The following is a 17,676-nucleotide window of genomic DNA, read 5'->3' on the forward strand; positions in this document are numbered from 1 at the left end:
CATGATTGTTCCCGACAATGCGCCAACGGCCCGCAGCGTCGCGCTTCACTATGATGAGCTTGACCTCGCCTATCGTCGCATTTGGGGCGATCATGTCCATCACGGATATTGGCGCACCGGGACCGAAACGCCCGAGCAGGCCGCTGCCGAGTTGGTGGCTGCGGTGGAGCAAAGGCTTGACATAGAAGCGGGGCACCGAATTTGCGACATTGGTTGCGGATATGGCGCGACGGCGGCCGATATCCTGACACGTCATGACGTGTCGATCGTCGGCCTGACGCTATCGGCAGCCCAGCACGCAATTGCGCAAGAGCGTTCGCCGCGCTTTACCTGTCTGGTGCGGGACTGGTTGGACAATGGCCTGGAAACGGCGTCGTTCGACCGCGCTTATGCGATCGAAAGTTCCGAGCATATGACGGATAAGCAGCGCTTCTTCACCGAGGCAAGGCGCATATTGCGGCCGGGCGGCCGTCTGGTCGTGTGCGCCTGGTTGGAGGGGGAGGGGGCATCTGCTTGGGAGGTGCGGCATTTGCTGCTGCCGATATGCAAGGAGGGCAGGTTGCCCAACATGGGAAGCCGGGAAGATTATCTGACGTTGGCCTCGAATGCTGGATTTCGCCTGATGGACTATCGGGACATCAGCCGGGAGGTGCGCCGTACCTGGTCGATCTGCCTTGGTCGTCTGACGAAGAGCGTGTTGAGCGACCGGGACATTCGTCGGCTTGCGCTTGGCCGCGCGACGATGAGCCGCGATTTTATATTGAGCCTTCCACGCCTTATCCTCGCCTTACGTACAGGGGCGATGCGGTATGGGATATTCCAGTGGGAAGCGGCCTAGCCGCCTCGGGTCCAGCGTCGCGATTCACAGATGAAGAGCACGCAGCCCGTGAGCTTCAGCGATCCGTCAGGGTTGCGCGCCAGTGAGGAACGATAGCTTTTCCCGCTTTTCGGATCATAGGCCCGCCCGCCTGTCCATGTGGAGCCGGATCGGCTGAAATCCCAGAGGGTGAGAAGGCCCGCCAGAGGCCGCGCGCGGAGGCGAGGGTTCGGGTTATGGACGTCCGTCTTGGGGACGTCGGCACTCGTATCGAGTACTCGCACGATCCGGCCGCACAGTTTCGCGCCGCACGGCTCGATCTTGACGAGGCCTTTGCCATCGTCCGTCACCCATAGACCGGCTACGTCGGTTGCAGGAAGCGCAGCCGAAGAGGCGAGCAAGAGGAGGGAAGCCGCCAGCATTGTCATACTCCTATCCGCCCCCGCCCTTGCACGGTGAGACAAAAACTGCAGCGCATCAACTGCTTTCTATGTGGTAGAATGAGGGCGGGAGAAGACGAGACATGGCCAAGCTCATCACAAGATCGCGTCAGGAAGAGCAGATGGATGCGCCCGATCTCGATCCGGCTGTTTATGAGCGGGTTCTGCACGATCTGGCGCGCGTCAACCGATGGACATTCACATCCTGGCCCACCATCGCTTTCCTCCAACGCGCAGCGGGACAGGCAAGACATTTCCGCCTGCTCGATGTTGGATTTGGCGACGGCGACGTTCTGCGCGCGATTGCCCGATGGGCGCGGCGCCGGGGTGTCGATGCCGAACTGATCGGCGTGGACCTCAATGAAAAGAGTTTGCAGGCGGCGCGGCATGCGACCCCGTCCGACCTGTCGATCGATTATCGGGCTGGTGATTATCTCGATCAGCCGGAGCCGTTCGACTTCATCATTTCAAGCCAGGTCACGCATCATATGACCGACGCGCAGTCGATGACCTTCCTGCGTCATATGGAGGCGAATGCGAGGATGGGCTGGTTGATCTGCGACCTGCACCGACATGGCTTTGCGCATTGGGGCTTCCCCATTCTGGCGCGACTGCTGCGCGTCCACAGGATCGTGCGGGAAGACGGTCAATTATCGATCGCTCGATCGTTCCGGCGTCGGGAGTGGATCGATCTGCTGGCGCAGGCGGGCATATCTGAGGATCAGGTGCGGATAGTGCGCCGTTTCGCCTTTCGCCTGTGCGTGGAGCGCGTGCGGGAGACGCCGCTTACCCTTTCCTGATCCGGGTGAGGGATGCGGCGCCGGTTCCCAATCCAGGCGCGAACCGTAAGAGCGACATGAGGATATTGCGGGTCAGGGGCGCTGCGGCACCATGGCGCAGGGCTTCGGCAATGCCGACAGGCCGCGCGCACTGCCGCCGCCATTTGTCCTGCCATGCCGGTGAGGCTTCAGGTCCTGCGACCAGCATTGCTCCGGCAGCGCTCGCTCCGCTGGCCAGGGCGATAGCGATACCGTCGCCCGCGAGTGAGGCTATGACGGCGCTCTGGTCGCCGATCCGAAAGACGCCTTTCTGGCTTTGGGGCGCGCGCCAGCCATAGGGAACGCCCGCGACAGCATCGAAATGGGTGGGGACGCCCTGAAGCCGTTCGTGGAGCAGTGGGGCCTCCTGTTGCAACTCGTCTAGCAGCGCGGGAACGCTTCCCGTTGTGGTGAGCCGATCTCTGCTTACCGACAGGCAGAGATTGATCGATCCATCCTCCTGCAAAAGCAGTCCTGCATAGCCATGATTAAACAGGTGCAGTTCAACGAAGCCCGACAGCGCGCCATGCAATGCGGAGGACGCAGGGAGGGAGGTGCGCAGCCCGACCGATGAGCTTGAGAATTGCCGGGTCACGCCGCGCAACTCATGCTTGCCGACGCCTATGAACAGGGCGTCTGCGGTAAGCGTCTCGCCATTGTCGAAACGCACGGCGCGGCTATCTGGATCGGCTGTGCGGGCCGTTCGGCCTCGGCTGACAATAGCACCGGCGTGGGCGGCTGCCTCGATAAGAGCATTGTCCAGGACGTGGCGGGAAATACCGGCGGCTGTGGCGGGCAGGGCTGCTTCGACGCAGCGTGCCCCCGTGGCCAGCCTGAAGCGGCTTATGGGCCGCGCCCCAAGCTTCCACGGGTCTACCCCCAATTCCATAAGGCCAGCGATCGCGTCCCAGCCGAGAAAGCCGCCGCACACGCCAGCGGGGGCAGTGGCCTGACGCTCAATGAGATGCGGCCTCATTCCGGCGCGGGCGAGGATGATGGCGGTGGCAGAGCCAGCCGGGCCGCCGCCGATGATGAGCGCCTCCAGATTGGCCGCTCCTGTCATCAACCTGCCCGCGAAAAGCGGAATCCTTCCGCAGCGACGCCCGGTCCGAACGCGAGCGCGACGCCGGGGCCGGAGCTCCCTTCATCAAGCAGGTCGCTGAGGATAAACATCAGCGTCGCGGACGACATGTTGCCATGGCGCGCGAGGATGCCGCGAGACACGGCCAGAGCATCGGGTTGCAGCTCCATGCCGTTTTCGACCGCGTCCAATATGGACCGGCCCCCCGCATGAACCGCCCAGTTCGCGACCGATGCGGGATCAGTCGAACCGCAAATCCGCTCCCTGACGCCGTTGTCTCGCAGAGCAGTCTGAATGCGGCTCGGGACTTCGCCGGACAGGTGCATGACGAAACCGGCGTCGCCTATCTCCCACCGGATGAGATCGGCAGAACCTTCCAGATTTATCGCGAAGGGCGCATCCATCGCGAAGCCGCTATCCTGCGCGCTGACCAGTGCCGCCGCCGCGCCATCGCCGAATTGCAGCATCATCAGCAATCTTTCGACCTGCTGTTCCCGCTGAAGGTGAAGCGAGGACAGTTCGACGGTGACGACCAGCACGCGCGCATCGGGTTCCGACCGCACGATATGCCGCGCAGTCCGAAGCGCCGCGACCGCTGCGTAACAGCCCATGAACCCCACAAGTGTCCGCTCCACACCGACCAGACCCAGCGCATCGGCGATGATCTGATCGACGCCGGGAGCGACGAAGCCGGTGCAACTGGCGACGACCAGATGGGTGACGCCATCAAGAACTATCTTCGCGCGCAAAGCGGCGATGGCTCGAAGGGCCAATTCAGGGGCGTAGCGATGATAGAGTTGCATGCGTTGCGATGTCGAAGGCATGGCGTCCGCATAAAAGCCGCCCGGATCGACAGGTGAGGCTTCCGCGTCCATTTGGGGAAGGACTGACCAGCGATGATTGATGCCGCTGCGCTCTGCCATGCGGACGAACAGACTGCGCGCCCGTTCATCCACTAATTGCTGGCTGGCCCATCGAATGAAAGGGGAATGCACATCCTGGTCAGGAACGGCGCAACCTATCGCGTTTATGCAGGCACGTCTTTCGTTCATCGCATTCCACTTTGCTGCCTGGATCTACAACGCCGACGATGCGGCATATGATCCGGGCTGGACAGGGTCCAACATGTGTAGCGCGATTTTGATTGCTTCCCAATGAATTGGGATTTGGGTCAGCCGTGACGAACCGTCACAGGCACCAGTTCCTCCCACAACAGTTCGAGCTTGCGCCGGGTAAAGCGCCACGCGTCGCCATCACGACGCCATTCATCGAGATAACGGATCGTCCAGCGCAAAATCTGGTCTGCGTCGTTGAGCAAATGATCGGCGGTGCAATAGGTCTCTCCGCTGGCTCTGTCACTATCGATCATAACTGTCTGGTTATGGACGCAGTGGAAGGTCGAGCGGAACATCTGCGCGAGTCCATCGATGGACATCAACGTCGCCTCCAGCCCTTCTGTGATGAATCCCGGCCCTTCAATCCGGCAGTCATCCGCCAGCACGGATCGCCACAGTTGCTTGTCCTTCCGATCCGCACCCTGAGCATAAATTTCCGCTGAGCGCCGGAGTGCCGCTTCGTCGATCAGCTTGTTCATCGCGCCGCTCACAGGTTCATTCCGTTGCCGGTCACGATCGGCATATTGGTCCAGGTCCCGTTGATATCGCGAATCCATCCCGCCGCCGCCAGCGAACCGCCATCGACATTGATGGCCGTTCCCGTGACCCAGGACGCAAGCGGGCTGGCAAGGTAGAGCGCCGCGCCCGCGCAGTCGTCCGGATGGCCGAAGCGCCCGAGCGGCACCCATCTTTGCACATGTTCGCGGTTTTCCGGCGGCACCATATAATCGACGGGGGTCTGTGGGGTGTCCGTGGTTTCCGGCGCGATGTCATTCACCCTGATGCCAAGTGGCGCGAGTTCGAGCGCGAGGCTCTTCGTGAAGCCCGTTATCCCCCATTTGGCGGCGGCATAGACAGAGCAGTTGGGAATGCCGCGATAGGCTTCGATGGAGGTGATGTTGATGATCGAACTGCCGGGGGCCGATGCCTTCAGTAGCGGGAGCAGACGGTTCGTCACATGCATGAGACTGATCAGGTTGAGGCCGACAATTTCCTGCATCTCATCACGTGAAAGATCAGAAAATGACTTGGCATGAAGGAAATGGCCGACATTGTTCACAAGGACATCGAGCTTGCCGTCCGTTTCCTGTTTCAGTCGGTCGGCCAGCGCATCAACCTGTTGCGGATCATTGACGTCGCACTGGATCGCCTTGCCGACGGTGAAATCGGCACAGCGTTCCGGATCGATCTCTGCAATGAAGACCTTTGCGCCTTGCCCTGCAAATGCATCGGCGCAGGCGCGTCCGATCCCCGCGCCGCCGCCAGTCACCAAAACCGTCTTGCCCGTGAAATCCAGCATCATCCTGTCCTCGATTATTCTGTCCGTTGATCAGGCGGCGCCCAGCAGGTCCGGATTGCGCCGCAATTCCTGTCCGCCATCGACCGCAAAGGATTGTCCGGTGACCCAGGACGCAGCGGGGCTGGCGAGATAGGCCACGGCCGCCGCGATATCTTCCGGCTCCCCCGTCCGTTTGAGCGGCGTTTGCTCCAGAAAGCGATCGATGATCGCCGGGCTGGCGAACATGTCCACCGTCGCGTCGCTGCGGGTGAGGCCGGGGCGAACCGCGTTCACACGAATGCCGAGCGTGCCCAGTTCGTCGGCCACGGTTCGGATCAACGCCTCCAGCCCGGCTTTGCTGGCGCAATAGGTAGCTAGTGCGGGGAAGGGGAGGGTCGCGGCCGTGGACGATATGCACACGATTGACCCGCCTTCGCGCATCAACTTGGCCCCGGCCTGCATCGCGATGAAAGCGCTGGTGATGTTGAGGTCAAGATCCCGGCGCAAATCCTCTACACTGGTCGAGAGGAAGGGGCCGAAGCCGCCGCCTCCGACCGCAGGCACCAGAATATCGAGGCGATCTGCCATGGCATAAGCCTGCGTAAGCGCGTCGCCAACGTCCTTTTCGGATGTAGCATCACCAGCGAAGGTCGCCACTTGGGCTTCCGGAAAATCGCCGATTATGCGGGCGCGCGCTGCGTTCAGCGCCTCCAGTCTGCGCCCTGTGATGAGCACGCGCGCGCCATCGGCGACCAGCGCCTGTGCGCAAGCCGTGCCGATACCGCCGCTGCCCCCCGTAACGACCGCTGTTCGGCCCGCCAGAGGAGCCATACTCATTTTGCCGACCGGAACTGATCGACGACTTCCTTTACCGCGCGCGCGACATCGTTGCGGCGGTAGCGAAGGTCAGCCAGCGTCTTTGCGTCGGGCTCGTACCGCACGACGTTTCCGCGCCCCGTGAAGATCGCGACGTCCGGCAGCAGGGGATGTTCCTGGTCCAGCGCAGGCACATCCACGTCGTTCCCGGCGGCCCGGAAGAACAGCTTGAAATAGTCCGCAAAGCTCAGATTTTCGTCGCCAACCAGATAGGCTTTGCCATTTTCGCCTCTTTCCAGAGCGGCCTGGATCGCTTCGGACAAGGACAGGGTGGAAATGAAATTGGTGCTCCCGGCGGGAGCGAAGGGCGGGATGCCAAGTTGTCCCTCGGCATAACGGGTATATGCTTCGAACATCGGCAGGCTCATGCCCGGGACCGCACCCACGACGAACGGCGCGTCCACGCTGACAACATGGAAGCTGTCATCCGCCAGCGCGGTAATACCGTCGGTGGCAAGTTTTCGGGCGCGAACATATACGCTTTTTTCCACCAGTTCGGGCGCGACATGCGGATAGAAGCTGCCGACATGGATGAAGTGCCGGACGCCTGCCTGCTTGGCGAGCGCGGCGAACTGCGGCACGGCTTCGGCGTTGGCCCGGAAGATGTGAGCCTCATAATCCGCACCTTCGGGAACATGGCGAAGATCGGCTCCGGCCGCGAAGATGATCGCGTCAAAGCCGGTCAAGTCCTGCCCCGTGAAGCTGCCCTCAACATAATCGCCCTGCAAAAAGGGCAGGCGCGACAGTTCGGTGTCCGGTTGCGGGGGCTTGCGGCCCGAGACGGTGACGTCATGCCCCTGCGATGCAAGATGAAGGGCTGCATGGCCGCCAATCATGCCGGTCCCGCCAATAACAAGAATTTTCATGATAGTTCCTCTCCACAGGCGTGTCGCGCCTCTTGATGAAAGAGGGCTACCGATTCTAGTTTTGATTTGCAACAAGGCACCGATCAGGTATTAGGTATCTTATGGATACCAAAGTAGACCCACGAACCGCCTTGGAAATTCTCGAACTGGTCGGGAACAAGTGGACAATGCTTGTCACCTACAGACTGGGTGGTGGCGAGATGCGCTTTTCCGACCTCAAGCGTTGCGCAGCGCCCATCAGTTCCAAAATGTTGACGCAGACGCTGCGCGAACTTGAGCGTTTCGGGATGGTATCAAGGGAGGTCCGGCCGACCATGCCGCCGAGCGTGGAATATCGACTGACCGATCTGGGTAGGGGGTTCCTGGGAACGGTCAGTCAGATTTGTGACTGGATCGGCGACAATCATGAAGCGCTGGAACAGGCGCGCGAGCGCGAGGCTGCAAGGTCGAAAGAGAGTCGCGTGGCGTTCATCGGCGTTTGAGGATCAACGGGTCGATACGCCAGCCGATTTCGAGCCGACTGTAGGTCACCTGATAGTAGCCAGCCGCAGCCGTGAGGGGGCGGGCGTGCCGCCCCCAGGCTTGAACCTTAATAGGTGGATAATTTTACGCGAAGAAGCGCAGGCTGTTCGTTGAAATTGAAGCCGTAGGAAATCTGATCGCCATTCCAGCGACGCCGCGCTTCCCACCGGCCGTTCACGAACGTCCCTTCTTCCGCGCTGAGGATCTGCCCGTTGACAGCGGAATCCGTCGGTGCGAACTGGAACCGGCTATATTGACCCGCGACCAGAAATTCGTTGGGAGCCAACTGAGCAACGACCCCTCCGCCTAACGGCTCCTTGGCCCAGGGCGGCGGTTCCATGCCGGGCCAGGCGGGCACGTCAAAGTTGTTACGGCCGTAGGTCACGGAAATCTTCCAGCTGCCCATATTGGTGGAGTCTTCGCCCGCGCTATTCTTCGCAGTGCCCCAAGTGGGGTTCTTGCTGGCGATCGCCGCCCAGTCGCTCGCGATTGGACGGAACAGGCGATAGGGCGCGGCAAAGGCTTCGATCGTGGCTGCGTCCAGCTTCCGTGCACCCAGCGGATAGTTTGAATAGCTGGTCGCATCCATGCCGAAAGGCGCGTAGCCAATGGCTCCACGACCGAGCGCCGACCAGAAGAAGCGCGCCGCCCAAGCCGCGTTGCTCGTTTCCGGAACAAATAATGCATTGTCCGGGCGGGTATAACGATCCAGCAGGCCGAGATAGGTCTTATCCACGGGCAGATAGAGATCAGGGCCTATAAGGTCTAGCGCGGGCGCAACGGTTTTCCATATGGGCAACACATTCCAATTGGGGCCTCCGCTCGCAACCTGAGCCGCCATGGCCGTCCCCGTGGCGTCGAACACTGCTGCGTTCGTGTAGAGGGGAAGGTTCTTCTCGGCCTTACCCGCGACGGCAACCTGCTGGACAAAGCGGGCATAGGTCCATGCCGCAAATGCCTGATCCGCCTCCTTGCCGAAGGCTTCCGCCCAAGTGCCGGCAGGCTTGCCGGACGCGATGCGGACGTCTTCGGGCACAGGCTGCGCGAACAGCTGCTCTGCTGCGGGCGAATAGTCACGCGCGACCCCATGGCTGCCGATCTCATTTTCGACCTGGACCATGATCACCGTGTGCTTGGCGTCCGCCTCACGCAAGTGCCGCATCAGTGCCGTGAAGGCCTTGCGATCCGCCTTGAGCGTCTCTTCGCCCAGCGGCGACAAGGTCATTGTCGGACGGCCATCGCGGCGCATCAGGCGGGGGAAGCGCTTGGTATCGTTCTTCACCCATTCTGGCGTGTAGGTCGATTCTCCATTCTTCCAGCTGCCAAACCACAGCAGCACCACGCGCATGTCATTCTGGCGGGCCTGGGTCAGCAGCGTATCGACCCAGCTATAGTCGAACTTGCCTTCGCTGGGTTCGAACTGTTCCCAGGCGACCGGAATCTCGATCGTGTTGGCGCTCAAAGCCTGCATCACCGGCCATATCTGGGGCAGTACCGAAGGATAATTGCTGGAATTATGAACTTGCGCGCCCAGCATCAGATAGGGCTTGCCGTCAACCATCAGCGCATGGCGGCCATTTTCCGTGCGAAGGCGCGGCATTTCACCGGCGGTAGCCTGTCCAGCGAGCGTAACGCCGCAAAGCATGAGCGTCAGATAACGGAAGGGATGGCGCACATAATCTCCTCGTCGACTTTCATTAGGCCCGTTTCAGGCAAGACCATTCGCAGGCCTTGCTACTTAACACGGGGCCAGGCGTAACAGGCCTTGTCCGGTCGTCGGCATGGCTAGCGCAGCCCTGTAAGCTACATCATTAGGGGCGGTTTTAGTGTGCGAGGTCGATAATGTAAACAACTACGTTTCATTTATGAACGCCGGTCAACGTCCTCGTTCTGGCTACCCGAGGCTGGGCAACGGGTGGTGGGTAAGGGACGTGGCATTCGAGAAGAATGCGCCGCGACCCGGGAAGGAAGCCGCGATCCTTATGCTCATCCCCTTTGGGACGAAATGTTGCCGCCATCGACGACAATCTCCGACGCGGTGATATAGCTTGCCTCATCGGACAAAAGGAAGCGTACAACCCGTGCCACTTCCTCTGGATCGCCAAGGCGATTGAGCAGGATACGCTTTTCGAAATGCCCATGGGGCAGAGCTTCGACTGCGGGACGCATCATGGGCGTCATGATCTGGCCCGGTGATACCGAATTGATGCGGACGCCATCTTGGGCCAGCCGATCGGCCAGCGATCTTACGAGCGACAATATTCCGCCTTTCGCCGCGCTGTAGACCGGGTTCATGGCATTGCCGAGGGTTGCGTTGATGGAAGCTATCGCCACGATTGCGGAGCCCGGCTGCGCCGCCAGATCCTGATGGAGTGCCTGAACGATGAACGCGAGGGAGCGGAGATGGATCGCTATCCCGCTGTCCCAGCTTTCCGGCGTCAGTCCGTCCAGCGATGCTGTATCAACAACGCCAGCAGCATGGACCAGTCCGCCTGGCCTGCCGATCGCTTTTCGCGTCGCCGCCAGGGCAGCTTCGATGCCACCAAGTTCACGCAGATCGATCGCAATGCCCGTGGACGCTGTGCCATGTTCCGCCATGATGGCGCGGGCCGCTGCCGATGCCTTGTCGCCGTCGATGTCCCATAGAGCAACAGGGCGGCCAATGACGGCCAGCGCATGAGCGGACGCAAGACCTATGCCCGATGCGCCACCGGTGATGATGACGGGAGAGGAAGGAGAGGCAATGGCGGGAGCGAGTGACATGTGAGAGAATTCCTTTAACCGAGCGACGAACTCTGTTTGTCCGGAATGTTGGCGAGACGGACGTTGCTAATTCGCAGCGGGCCGTCCGGCAGCGGATGGTTCCATATGCCGGTGAGTCCATAATGAGAGATGGATAGTTGTTCGCAACTTACGTTGCCGACAAGCTCCATCGAGGAAACATCGCCAATGTCGAAAATTTTTCACGGATTGAATTGGCATTTCATGGGGAGCGCCCGCATGTCTAACGTGAAGTTACCATATGGGCTCACCAATTGATCCGACACGGAAAATGGGGATTGGCGCAACGTCCCCAATGAATGGCGAGACGAAGCCTTCGGTGAGCTTCAGTGGCGGATGATCCTGGGCGGATCGCCAAATGACTGAAGCCGAAATGACGGAGCAGACCAGTAGGGTGGCGCAGCATCATTTGGCCGCTGTCGGTGAATGTTGCTTGATCAATTACACACTAATGTGTAATTCATTCTCATCGAGTCCGAAAGCGGGCACATATGAGGAGAAACGGGATGCACGAACGGGTGCTGGACATGAATGCCAGGGTCGATGCCGCGATCGATGCGCTGGACCCCACCATGGCGCTGATGGCGTTGATCCAGATGACCGGCAATCGGACGCTGCTGAACCACTATTGGGATGCGATTGACGGCCGGCAGGAAGAGCTGGTCGAGACGTTCGTCGACATCCATGCGCATGAAGAACGGCCTGCCATCGATCCGGCCGTGGTCGCCGAGATCCGCGATCGCCTGCGCGTGGCGGTAAAGGCCGGGAAGCCTCCGGTCATGCCACAGCTGGACCGGCCGATGTTCAAGCGGATGAGCCGTTTGCTGCTGGGTCAGGACCTTCCCGAAATGTCGGTGGATGTCGCGTTCCAGCATGCCGGGTTCACCACCGACACGCGCATTCGCAAGGCTGCCGATGTCCCGCCCGCCGATTTCAAGGTGCTGGTTGTGGGCGCGGGCATGATGGGCATCAACGCCGCCATCAAATTGCAGCAGGCCGGTTTTGACTTCACCGTGCTGGAGGCGATGGACACGGTCGGTGGCAACTGGCTGACCAACACCTATCCGGGCGCGGCGGTCGATACGCCGAGCCGGGTCTATTCCTTCTCCTTCGAACCCAATGCTTCCTGGACGCAATTCTACCCGCGTGGCCCGGAATTCCTGTCCTATCTCGATCGCGTCACCGACAAATATGGTCTTCGCGACCGGATCCGGTTCGGCACCTGGGTCGAGGGTGCGGAATGGGACGAGAAGCGCAAGATCTGGACGGTGAAGGCGATCCGCAACGGCAAGCCGGAAAGCCATGAGTGCAACGTCCTCATCATGGCGGTGGGACCCAACAACAATCCCAATTATCCCAAGGTGAAGAATCTCGACAGCTTCAAGGGGCCGGTCATTCATTCGGCCGCCTGGGACCATTCGGTCGATCTGACGGGCAAGAAGGTCGTCCTGGTCGGCACGGGCTGTTCGGGCGTACAAGTAGCGACGGCCATTGCCGACAAGGTCGGCGAACTGGTGATCGTCCAGCGCCAGCCGGAACATATCATCCCCAATCCGCAGGCGCATGCGCCGGTGGCCGAAATCGAGCGCTGGGCGATGGAATATGTGCCCTTCGTCGCGCAGTGGAAGCGTCTGCAGGGCTTGCACAGCCAGATGCGCGACATGCACGGCATGATCATGAAGGATGAGGATTATGCCGCGAAGACGGGCGGCTTTGGCCCGATCAACGACGGCATGCGCATGATGTGCGAAGGCTATCTGAAGAGCCATTTCCCGGACGATCCGGAGATGGTGAAGCTGTTGACACCCAACTTCCCGGTGTTCGCCAAGCGGCCGATCCTCGATTGCGGTTTTTACGACACGCTCAAGAAGCCCAATGTGTCGATCGTGCGCGGCGAATTGGCCGAGGCCGAGCAGGACGCGGTGATCCTGGCCGATGGCACGCGGATCGAATGCGACGTGCTGCTGCTGTCGACCGGCTATAATCTGCATTTCGGGCGGCAGTTCGACATTCGCGGCGTCGGCGGCGAAACTTTGACGGACGCGTTCGACCCGCATCCCTTCTCCTATGAAGGCATGCTGATCACCGGCTTCCCCAACTTCGTCTTCATGGGCGCGCCCTACAGCTATCTGGTCGCCAACCATGCGGTGGTGAGCGAGCAGCAGGTCCATTATATCGTCGAACTGCTGCAATGGATGGTGGACGATCATCTGTCGTCCTTCGATGTGTCGCCAGAGGCGACGCAGGCGTTCATCGACGATGTCGATGCGAACCTGGCCAACACGGCCTGGGTCCAGTGCGGCAGCGCCCATGGCTATTATCGCGACAAGGGCGCCGACGGGCAGAAGAAGGTCATCCTCGCCATCCCGCGCCACAACTCGCGCATATGGCATGTCCTGCGCTCGCCCCGCGAAGAAGACTTCAATGTCACGCGTGCCGACGATGCCGCCAAGACCGCACCGCGCGAAATGGAAATGCTGACCATCTGATCCGCTTCCGTAAACAACCGAATGATATTGGGAGACTAGATGATGCTTCGTGATCTCGCTGAGCAGTTCCGCCCTGTCGCACCTCCGCAGTTGATCGATAAAGCTTATACGGACGATCAGCATGCGCGTTTGTTGAGTGTTGCTCGTAACAATGGTCCTTGGCCGTTGATGCTTGCGGAAAACTTCAAGACGCCAGAGGAGGTTATCGCCACGACCTCAGGCGCAGGCAAGCAATTGCCGGAAGGGGTCAAGCTGACCTGGGACATGATTGGCATCTATCCCGGATTTCGAGGGTATTTGGCGCGTGGGGGAACCTGCTTCTACCCAGAGATCGAGGATTGCTATTACAACTCCCGCTTTCTCGAGCTGGTGCGTAATTATTACGATTGCCAATATGCCGAACCCGAGACCTTCCTCTTCAATATCCAGGGGCCAACCCCCCTCGGCGGGCCGCCCCATCTGGATGGTACGGTCTTCCGTGGTTTGACGATGGAAAACACGCCGCTTTGGCTGCTGCTGACCATGGCGAAGTCCTGCCTGTTCAATCGCTGGCGCTCGAAGAAGGGCCAGGTGATCGCCTGGTATTACAAGGGCAAGATCGGCGGCGGCTTTAACTGCTGGCCTGATGGGCCGAGCGGTGAGGCCATGCAGATCAACGCCCCCATCTGGGGCCGCGCGGTGGTCGTCGAAAACGAGATGACGTTCCACCACGGACAGGCTGCGGGTCCGGTCGCCATGCGCAGGCCGCAAGGGCTCGACATCAGTTCGACCTTTGGCCCCGATGCGCAGGATCCGACGGGCTGGCAGATCGAAACTTTTGGTAAGGTCACCCAGAAGGTGCCGGAAGAGGAAATGCGCTTCCTGGTCCATTGGGGCGCTCGTCTGTTCAAGGACATGGACGATTTCAAGCTGACCTACGATCACCGCGACGACATCACCCATGAGCAGGCGATCAACATGCTGATCGAGGACATGAAGAAGCGTGGTGTCCAGTTCGAAGTGCCGACCGATCCCATGAACGACAATGCGTTCGTCGGTCTTCTGGCCAAGGTCTACGATATTGGCGGTCCCACGAACATCCCCGCCGATGCAATGGACGAAGCCGCCTAATGGCGGCTTCCACCGCTTCATGCAGTTCGGCGAGAAGTCGATCGCTGTGCGAGAATGTCGGAATAGGAGACAAAACGTGGCGATACCTTTTGCCAAAAACGGCAACACCGATTTCATGTTCACCAAGCTCCAGGTCAAGGACCTGGACAAGGCGGTGTCCTTCTATTCCTCGGCTATCGGCCTGGTCGAGATGAACCGCGTTGAAGCGGAAATCAATGGACGGAAGGTCAGCGAAGTCGTGTTTATGCCGACCTACGAGGGTGGGCCGCTGTTCATTCTTGCTCAGTTCCACGACACCCAAACGCCGGTCGCAAACGAGTCGATCCTAGGCCTGGCAACGAAGGATATTGCCGACCTGATCGCCCGAGTGGAAAAAGCCGGTGGACGTGTTCTGGAGCCAGCGCGGGAAGTTCCCGGCATGGGCGGCATGCAGGTTGCTTTTGTTGCCGATCCGGAGGGCCACATGCTTCAGCTGAGCCAGAACGGCGGTTGATTTTGCAGGCAACAGGCTAGCGGGGAGCCACGGCGCTTTTCGCGAGCCATGTGCCGGTCTGAGCAGTCGCAGCGCCTTGGGCTAAAGCCAGGACTGCGGTCTGGAGTCTCGGATATATTGTTGGAAATGCCGTGATTTCAGGAACCGCTTCAGGATCAAGGCGGCGTCCGGACTTATGGTATATCGGGACGGTTCGGCGGGTACTAATGCGCTTCATCTCATTCCCTGAGGTACAATCCGACTGAAGCTAGGGCGTAAACTCATAAATATCGCGTTCGAGGTTTGAGGCAAAAAGGCCCAGCACAAGGAGAGAGGGCGCAGGAATATGTCGTTATTTCAAGCCTTCTCGACGCCGTGATGGGCCTTTTTGGTCAAATCCACAGGACGCCAAAATGGCTTCCATCTCGAACCAAAATACGCTTGCAAAGGTGTATGACCTTCGCGGCGCGTATTTTGGCCCGATATGTTCGCCATTTTGGCGCCTCGAACGCGATATTTATGAGTTTACGCCCTAAGGCTGTATCGATCGTTCTGGCGGCAGAAATGGGTCCGGCGTTAGGTCGTTTGTCCAGCGAGACATGTTTTCTGACAATGATGGTCTGGAAGGCAACGTGTCCGAATAGCGGCCATGGCCGTTATGATTGATAATATATCTTATGTTAAATAAAACTGCTTCGTTGTTGGATAGGTCGATCCGACCTCATCCATTATTGACGTCAGAGACCCCTGATCGGAATGCGTCAGGTTCGCGCGCCTGCGATCCTGCGTGTCTGCTTCGCGCATAATCAACCTCCGATCGACCAGATCTTTCAATATTCTGGGCAGGCTGGGTGCGTGCAGCAGGGCCGCTTCCGCTAGCACCGATGGCTCCGTATGGCGTTCGAAGGCGAGTACGCGAAGCACGCGCCACTGCTGCTCGGTCACGCTTGCATCGCCCAGGATCGGCCGTATTGGTCCCATAAAGGCTTCACGAGCGCCGAGCAAATCGCCTGCCAAGGAAGCGCGATAGGGGAGACGATACCACGTCATATCACATCTCGGGCTCATATCGGCCTTGACAAATTATCATGTTAAATAAATAGCGATCTGCATATTGATAACCCTTATTGTGAGCGGGACGATCAACGGAAGTGCATTAAATGATTTCAACGCACAAAAAATGCGCAGTTTGCCCTTCTCAAGCTTCGGAAAGTTCTGATCATGGCGCTCGCTGACGACATCATCACCCGCTTGGCGGACCAACTTGATGTCGCGGAAAAATCGCGCACGCAGGTTTCTCAATTTTCCCTGGCCTATCCAGGCATGACGATCGAGGACGCTTACGCCGTGCAGCGCGCGTGGGTCGCCAGGAAGATAGCCGATGGACGACGTCCGATTGGACACAAGATCGGCCTCACCAGCCGTCCGATGCAAAGATCGTCCAATATCAGCGAACCCGATTTCGGCCTGTTGCTCGATGACATGCTTTTTCCCGATGGGCAGGATATCCCGATCGAGCGCTTTATCGTCCCCAGGGTCGAAGTAGAACTGGCGTTCATCCTCAAAAGCCGGTTGACCGGCCCTGGTTGCACGATTTTTGATGTTCTTTCGGCGACGGACTATATTGTTCCAGCGCTCGAGATCATCGATGCGCGCATTGAGCAGGTGGACAAGGCCAGTCGCGTGACGCGCAAGGTGTTCGATACGATTTCGGATAATGCCGCGAATGCGGGCATCGTGCTGGGCGGGCGGCCGATCCGCCCGATGGACGTCGATCTGCGTTGGGTATCCGCATTGCTTTACCGTAATGGGGTTATCGAGGATTCGGGCGTTGCCGCAGCGGTGCTGAATCATCCGGCCAATGGTCCAGCCTGGCTGACCAACAAGCTAGCTCCTTACGGTGAATATCTGGAGGCGGGTGAAATCATCCTTGGCGGCAGTTTCACCGCGCCCGTGCCCGCGCGCGCGGGCGACAGCTTCCATGTGGACTATGGTCCCATGGGCGCCATTTCGGTGCGCTTTGCATGAACGCCTTTCGTACGCTTTTGGATGAAGGTCGCCCGTTGATCGGGCTTTGGCAAGCGCTCGCTAATCCTTATACGGCTGAAATTTGCGCGGGTGCAGGCTTTGACTGGCTGCTGTTCGATGGGGAGCACGCGCCAAACACATTGCAAACGTTGCTGGCTCAGCTTCAGGCGATTTCCAACTATCCAGTCGCCCCGGTTGCGCGCGTCCCCGTTGACGAAGCGGCAATCATCAAACAGTATCTCGATATCGGTTTCCAGACCCTGTTGGTGCCTATGGTGGAAAGTGGCGCCCAGGCTGAAAGGATCGTAGCGGCTACCCGGTTTCCACCTCTTGGCATGCGCGGCGTCGCGAGCGCGACCAGCCGGGCATCCGGGTTCGGTGTCGATAAATCCTATCTGGCGACCGCGCATGAGAGAATATTCACGATCGTTCAGATCGAAAGCCAGGCAGGTCTGGATGCAATAGAGGATATCGCATCTGTGCCGGGCGTGGATGCGCTATTCATCGGTCCCGCCGATCTCGCTGGGTCTTTAGGGTATCTTGGGAACCCCGGTCATCCTGACGTGCAGCAGGCGATTTCCAAGGGGTTAAGCCGCATTAAGTCTCTAGGAAAACCGGCAGGCCTGTTTGCTATTTCACCGGACGATGCCCAGCGGCGCATCGGTGAGGGCGTCAATTTTCTGTCTGTCGGCACCGATATTGGGCTTTTGGCGAATGGCGCCCACAATTTGCGCCAGCTCTTTGAACTAGCCGACTAGCCCACGGTAAGCGTGGGTCCATCCGCTTGGAGAAAAGGCACATGCCCTGACCGTCATACCAGAGCAGCTTCGTCAGATCCCCGCGCTTCCCTCGAAAGGCGAACAGCGCGCCGGAATGCGGACTTTGCTCCAGAACCTGCTGCGTCATCACGGCAAGGCCGTCGAAACCCTTGCGCATGTCTGTCGCACCGCAGGCCAGGAATATCCGCATTGAGGCAGCAGCG

Annotated in this window: 18 protein-coding genes and 1 pseudogene; 8 read left to right on the top strand and 11 right to left on the bottom strand. The window is 59.6% G+C overall.

What is annotated here, in order from left to right:
- Position 1 precedes the first annotated feature (1 nt).
- Positions 2-838 carry an SAM-dependent methyltransferase gene (locus tag AC6JBC_RS15185; RefSeq protein WP_498026315.1) on the top strand — a complete coding sequence of 279 codons (837 nt, stop codon included), beginning with the start codon at positions 2-4 and terminating at the stop codon, positions 836-838.
- Here the strand turns inward: AC6JBC_RS15185 and AC6JBC_RS15190 are convergent.
- Positions 835-1,239 carry a DUF2147 domain-containing protein gene (locus tag AC6JBC_RS15190; protein WP_498026316.1) on the bottom strand — a complete coding sequence of 135 codons (405 nt, stop codon included), beginning with the start codon at positions 1,237-1,239 and terminating at the stop codon, positions 835-837. The two genes, AC6JBC_RS15185 and AC6JBC_RS15190, sit on opposite strands and share 4 nt — an antisense overlap.
- 101 nt (positions 1,240-1,340) lie before the next feature.
- Here AC6JBC_RS15190 and AC6JBC_RS15195 point away from each other — a divergent pair, with 101 nt between their 5' ends.
- On the top strand, positions 1,341-2,057 hold the full coding sequence (locus AC6JBC_RS15195) for a methyltransferase domain-containing protein (protein ID WP_498026317.1): 717 nt from the start codon (positions 1,341-1,343) through the stop codon (positions 2,055-2,057).
- On the opposite strand, the gene AC6JBC_RS15200 is transcribed toward AC6JBC_RS15195, so the two are convergent.
- The 6 genes from AC6JBC_RS15200 to AC6JBC_RS15225 form a co-directional block, all read right to left on the bottom strand.
- Positions 2,044-3,138, bottom strand: coding sequence for an NAD(P)/FAD-dependent oxidoreductase (locus AC6JBC_RS15200; protein ID WP_498026318.1), 1,095 nt, complete (start codon positions 3,136-3,138; stop codon positions 2,044-2,046). The two genes, AC6JBC_RS15195 and AC6JBC_RS15200, sit on opposite strands and share 14 nt — an antisense overlap.
- Positions 3,138-4,208, bottom strand: coding sequence for a type III polyketide synthase (locus AC6JBC_RS15205; RefSeq protein WP_498026319.1), 1,071 nt, complete (start codon positions 4,206-4,208; stop codon positions 3,138-3,140). Before AC6JBC_RS15205 ends, AC6JBC_RS15200 begins: the two co-directional genes overlap by 1 nt.
- Before the next feature lie 119 nt (positions 4,209-4,327).
- Positions 4,328-4,762: a nuclear transport factor 2 family protein gene (locus AC6JBC_RS15210; RefSeq protein ID WP_498026320.1), complete on the bottom strand. Its 435-nt coding sequence runs from the start codon at positions 4,760-4,762 to the stop codon at positions 4,328-4,330.
- Positions 4,759-5,571, bottom strand: a complete 813-nt coding sequence (locus AC6JBC_RS15215) for an SDR family NAD(P)-dependent oxidoreductase (protein ID WP_498026513.1) — start codon at positions 5,569-5,571, stop codon at positions 4,759-4,761. Before AC6JBC_RS15215 ends, AC6JBC_RS15210 begins: the two co-directional genes overlap by 4 nt.
- A gap of 30 nt (positions 5,572-5,601) precedes the next feature.
- A complete protein-coding gene (locus AC6JBC_RS15220; RefSeq protein ID WP_498026321.1) occupies positions 5,602-6,381 on the bottom strand; it encodes an SDR family NAD(P)-dependent oxidoreductase in 780 nt (259 codons plus the stop codon).
- Positions 6,382-6,383: 2 nt separating this feature from the next.
- Positions 6,384-7,292, bottom strand: a complete 909-nt coding sequence (locus AC6JBC_RS15225; protein ID WP_498026322.1) for an NAD-dependent epimerase/dehydratase family protein — start codon at positions 7,290-7,292, stop codon at positions 6,384-6,386.
- Between the two features lie 131 nt (positions 7,293-7,423).
- Here AC6JBC_RS15225 and AC6JBC_RS15230 point away from each other — a divergent pair, with 131 nt between their 5' ends.
- Positions 7,424-7,774 (top strand): winged helix-turn-helix transcriptional regulator, encoded by a 351-nt coding sequence (locus AC6JBC_RS15230; RefSeq protein ID WP_498026324.1) that lies wholly within the window; start codon positions 7,424-7,426, stop codon positions 7,772-7,774.
- Between the two features lie 107 nt (positions 7,775-7,881).
- On the opposite strand, the gene AC6JBC_RS15235 is transcribed toward AC6JBC_RS15230, so the two are convergent.
- On the bottom strand, positions 7,882-9,489 hold the full coding sequence (locus AC6JBC_RS15235; protein ID WP_498026325.1) for a DUF5597 domain-containing protein: 1,608 nt from the start codon (positions 9,487-9,489) through the stop codon (positions 7,882-7,884).
- 311 nt (positions 9,490-9,800) lie between these two features.
- The gene (locus AC6JBC_RS15240; RefSeq protein WP_498026326.1) at positions 9,801-10,577 is read right to left on the bottom strand and encodes an SDR family NAD(P)-dependent oxidoreductase; all 777 of its coding nucleotides are present in this window, start codon (positions 10,575-10,577) and stop codon (positions 9,801-9,803) included.
- Between the two features lie 524 nt (positions 10,578-11,101).
- Here AC6JBC_RS15240 and AC6JBC_RS15245 point away from each other — a divergent pair.
- From AC6JBC_RS15245 to AC6JBC_RS15255, 3 genes are read left to right on the top strand one after another with little or no spacing between them, the layout of a single operon-like run.
- A complete protein-coding gene (locus tag AC6JBC_RS15245) occupies positions 11,102-13,084 on the top strand; it encodes a flavin-containing monooxygenase (RefSeq protein ID WP_498026327.1) in 1,983 nt (660 codons plus the stop codon).
- Positions 13,085-13,123: 39 nt separating this feature from the next.
- Positions 13,124-14,194 (top strand): hypothetical protein, encoded by a 1,071-nt coding sequence (locus tag AC6JBC_RS15250; protein ID WP_498026328.1) that lies wholly within the window; start codon positions 13,124-13,126, stop codon positions 14,192-14,194.
- Between the two features lie 19 nt (positions 14,195-14,213).
- Entirely contained in the window at positions 14,214-14,687 is a 474-nt protein-coding gene (locus AC6JBC_RS15255; protein ID WP_498026329.1) for a VOC family protein, read from the top strand.
- Between the two features lie 654 nt (positions 14,688-15,341).
- Here AC6JBC_RS15255 and AC6JBC_RS15260 read toward each other — a convergent pair.
- Positions 15,342-15,716, bottom strand: a complete 375-nt coding sequence (locus tag AC6JBC_RS15260) for a MarR family transcriptional regulator (RefSeq protein WP_498026330.1) — start codon at positions 15,714-15,716, stop codon at positions 15,342-15,344.
- 171 nt (positions 15,717-15,887) lie between these two features.
- Here AC6JBC_RS15260 and hpaH point away from each other — a divergent pair, with 171 nt between their 5' ends.
- Together hpaH and AC6JBC_RS15270 are read left to right on the top strand one after the other, a co-directional pair.
- Positions 15,888-16,694 (top strand): 2-oxo-hept-4-ene-1,7-dioate hydratase, encoded by an 807-nt coding sequence (hpaH, locus tag AC6JBC_RS15265; RefSeq protein ID WP_498026331.1) that lies wholly within the window; start codon positions 15,888-15,890, stop codon positions 16,692-16,694.
- Entirely contained in the window at positions 16,691-17,452 is a 762-nt protein-coding gene (locus tag AC6JBC_RS15270; RefSeq protein ID WP_498026332.1) for an HpcH/HpaI aldolase family protein, read from the top strand. The genes hpaH and AC6JBC_RS15270 overlap by 4 nt, the downstream gene beginning before the upstream one ends.
- On the opposite strand, the pseudogene tnpB reads toward AC6JBC_RS15270, so the two are convergent.
- Positions 17,448-17,663 (bottom strand): annotated as a pseudogene (gene tnpB, locus AC6JBC_RS15275) (IS66 family insertion sequence element accessory protein TnpB); the annotation flags it as partial. The gene AC6JBC_RS15270 and the pseudogene tnpB overlap by 5 nt on opposite strands.
- Between the last annotated feature and the right edge of the window lie 13 nt (positions 17,664-17,676).

It is taken from the genome of Sphingobium sp. RC1 (assembly GCF_059738765.1).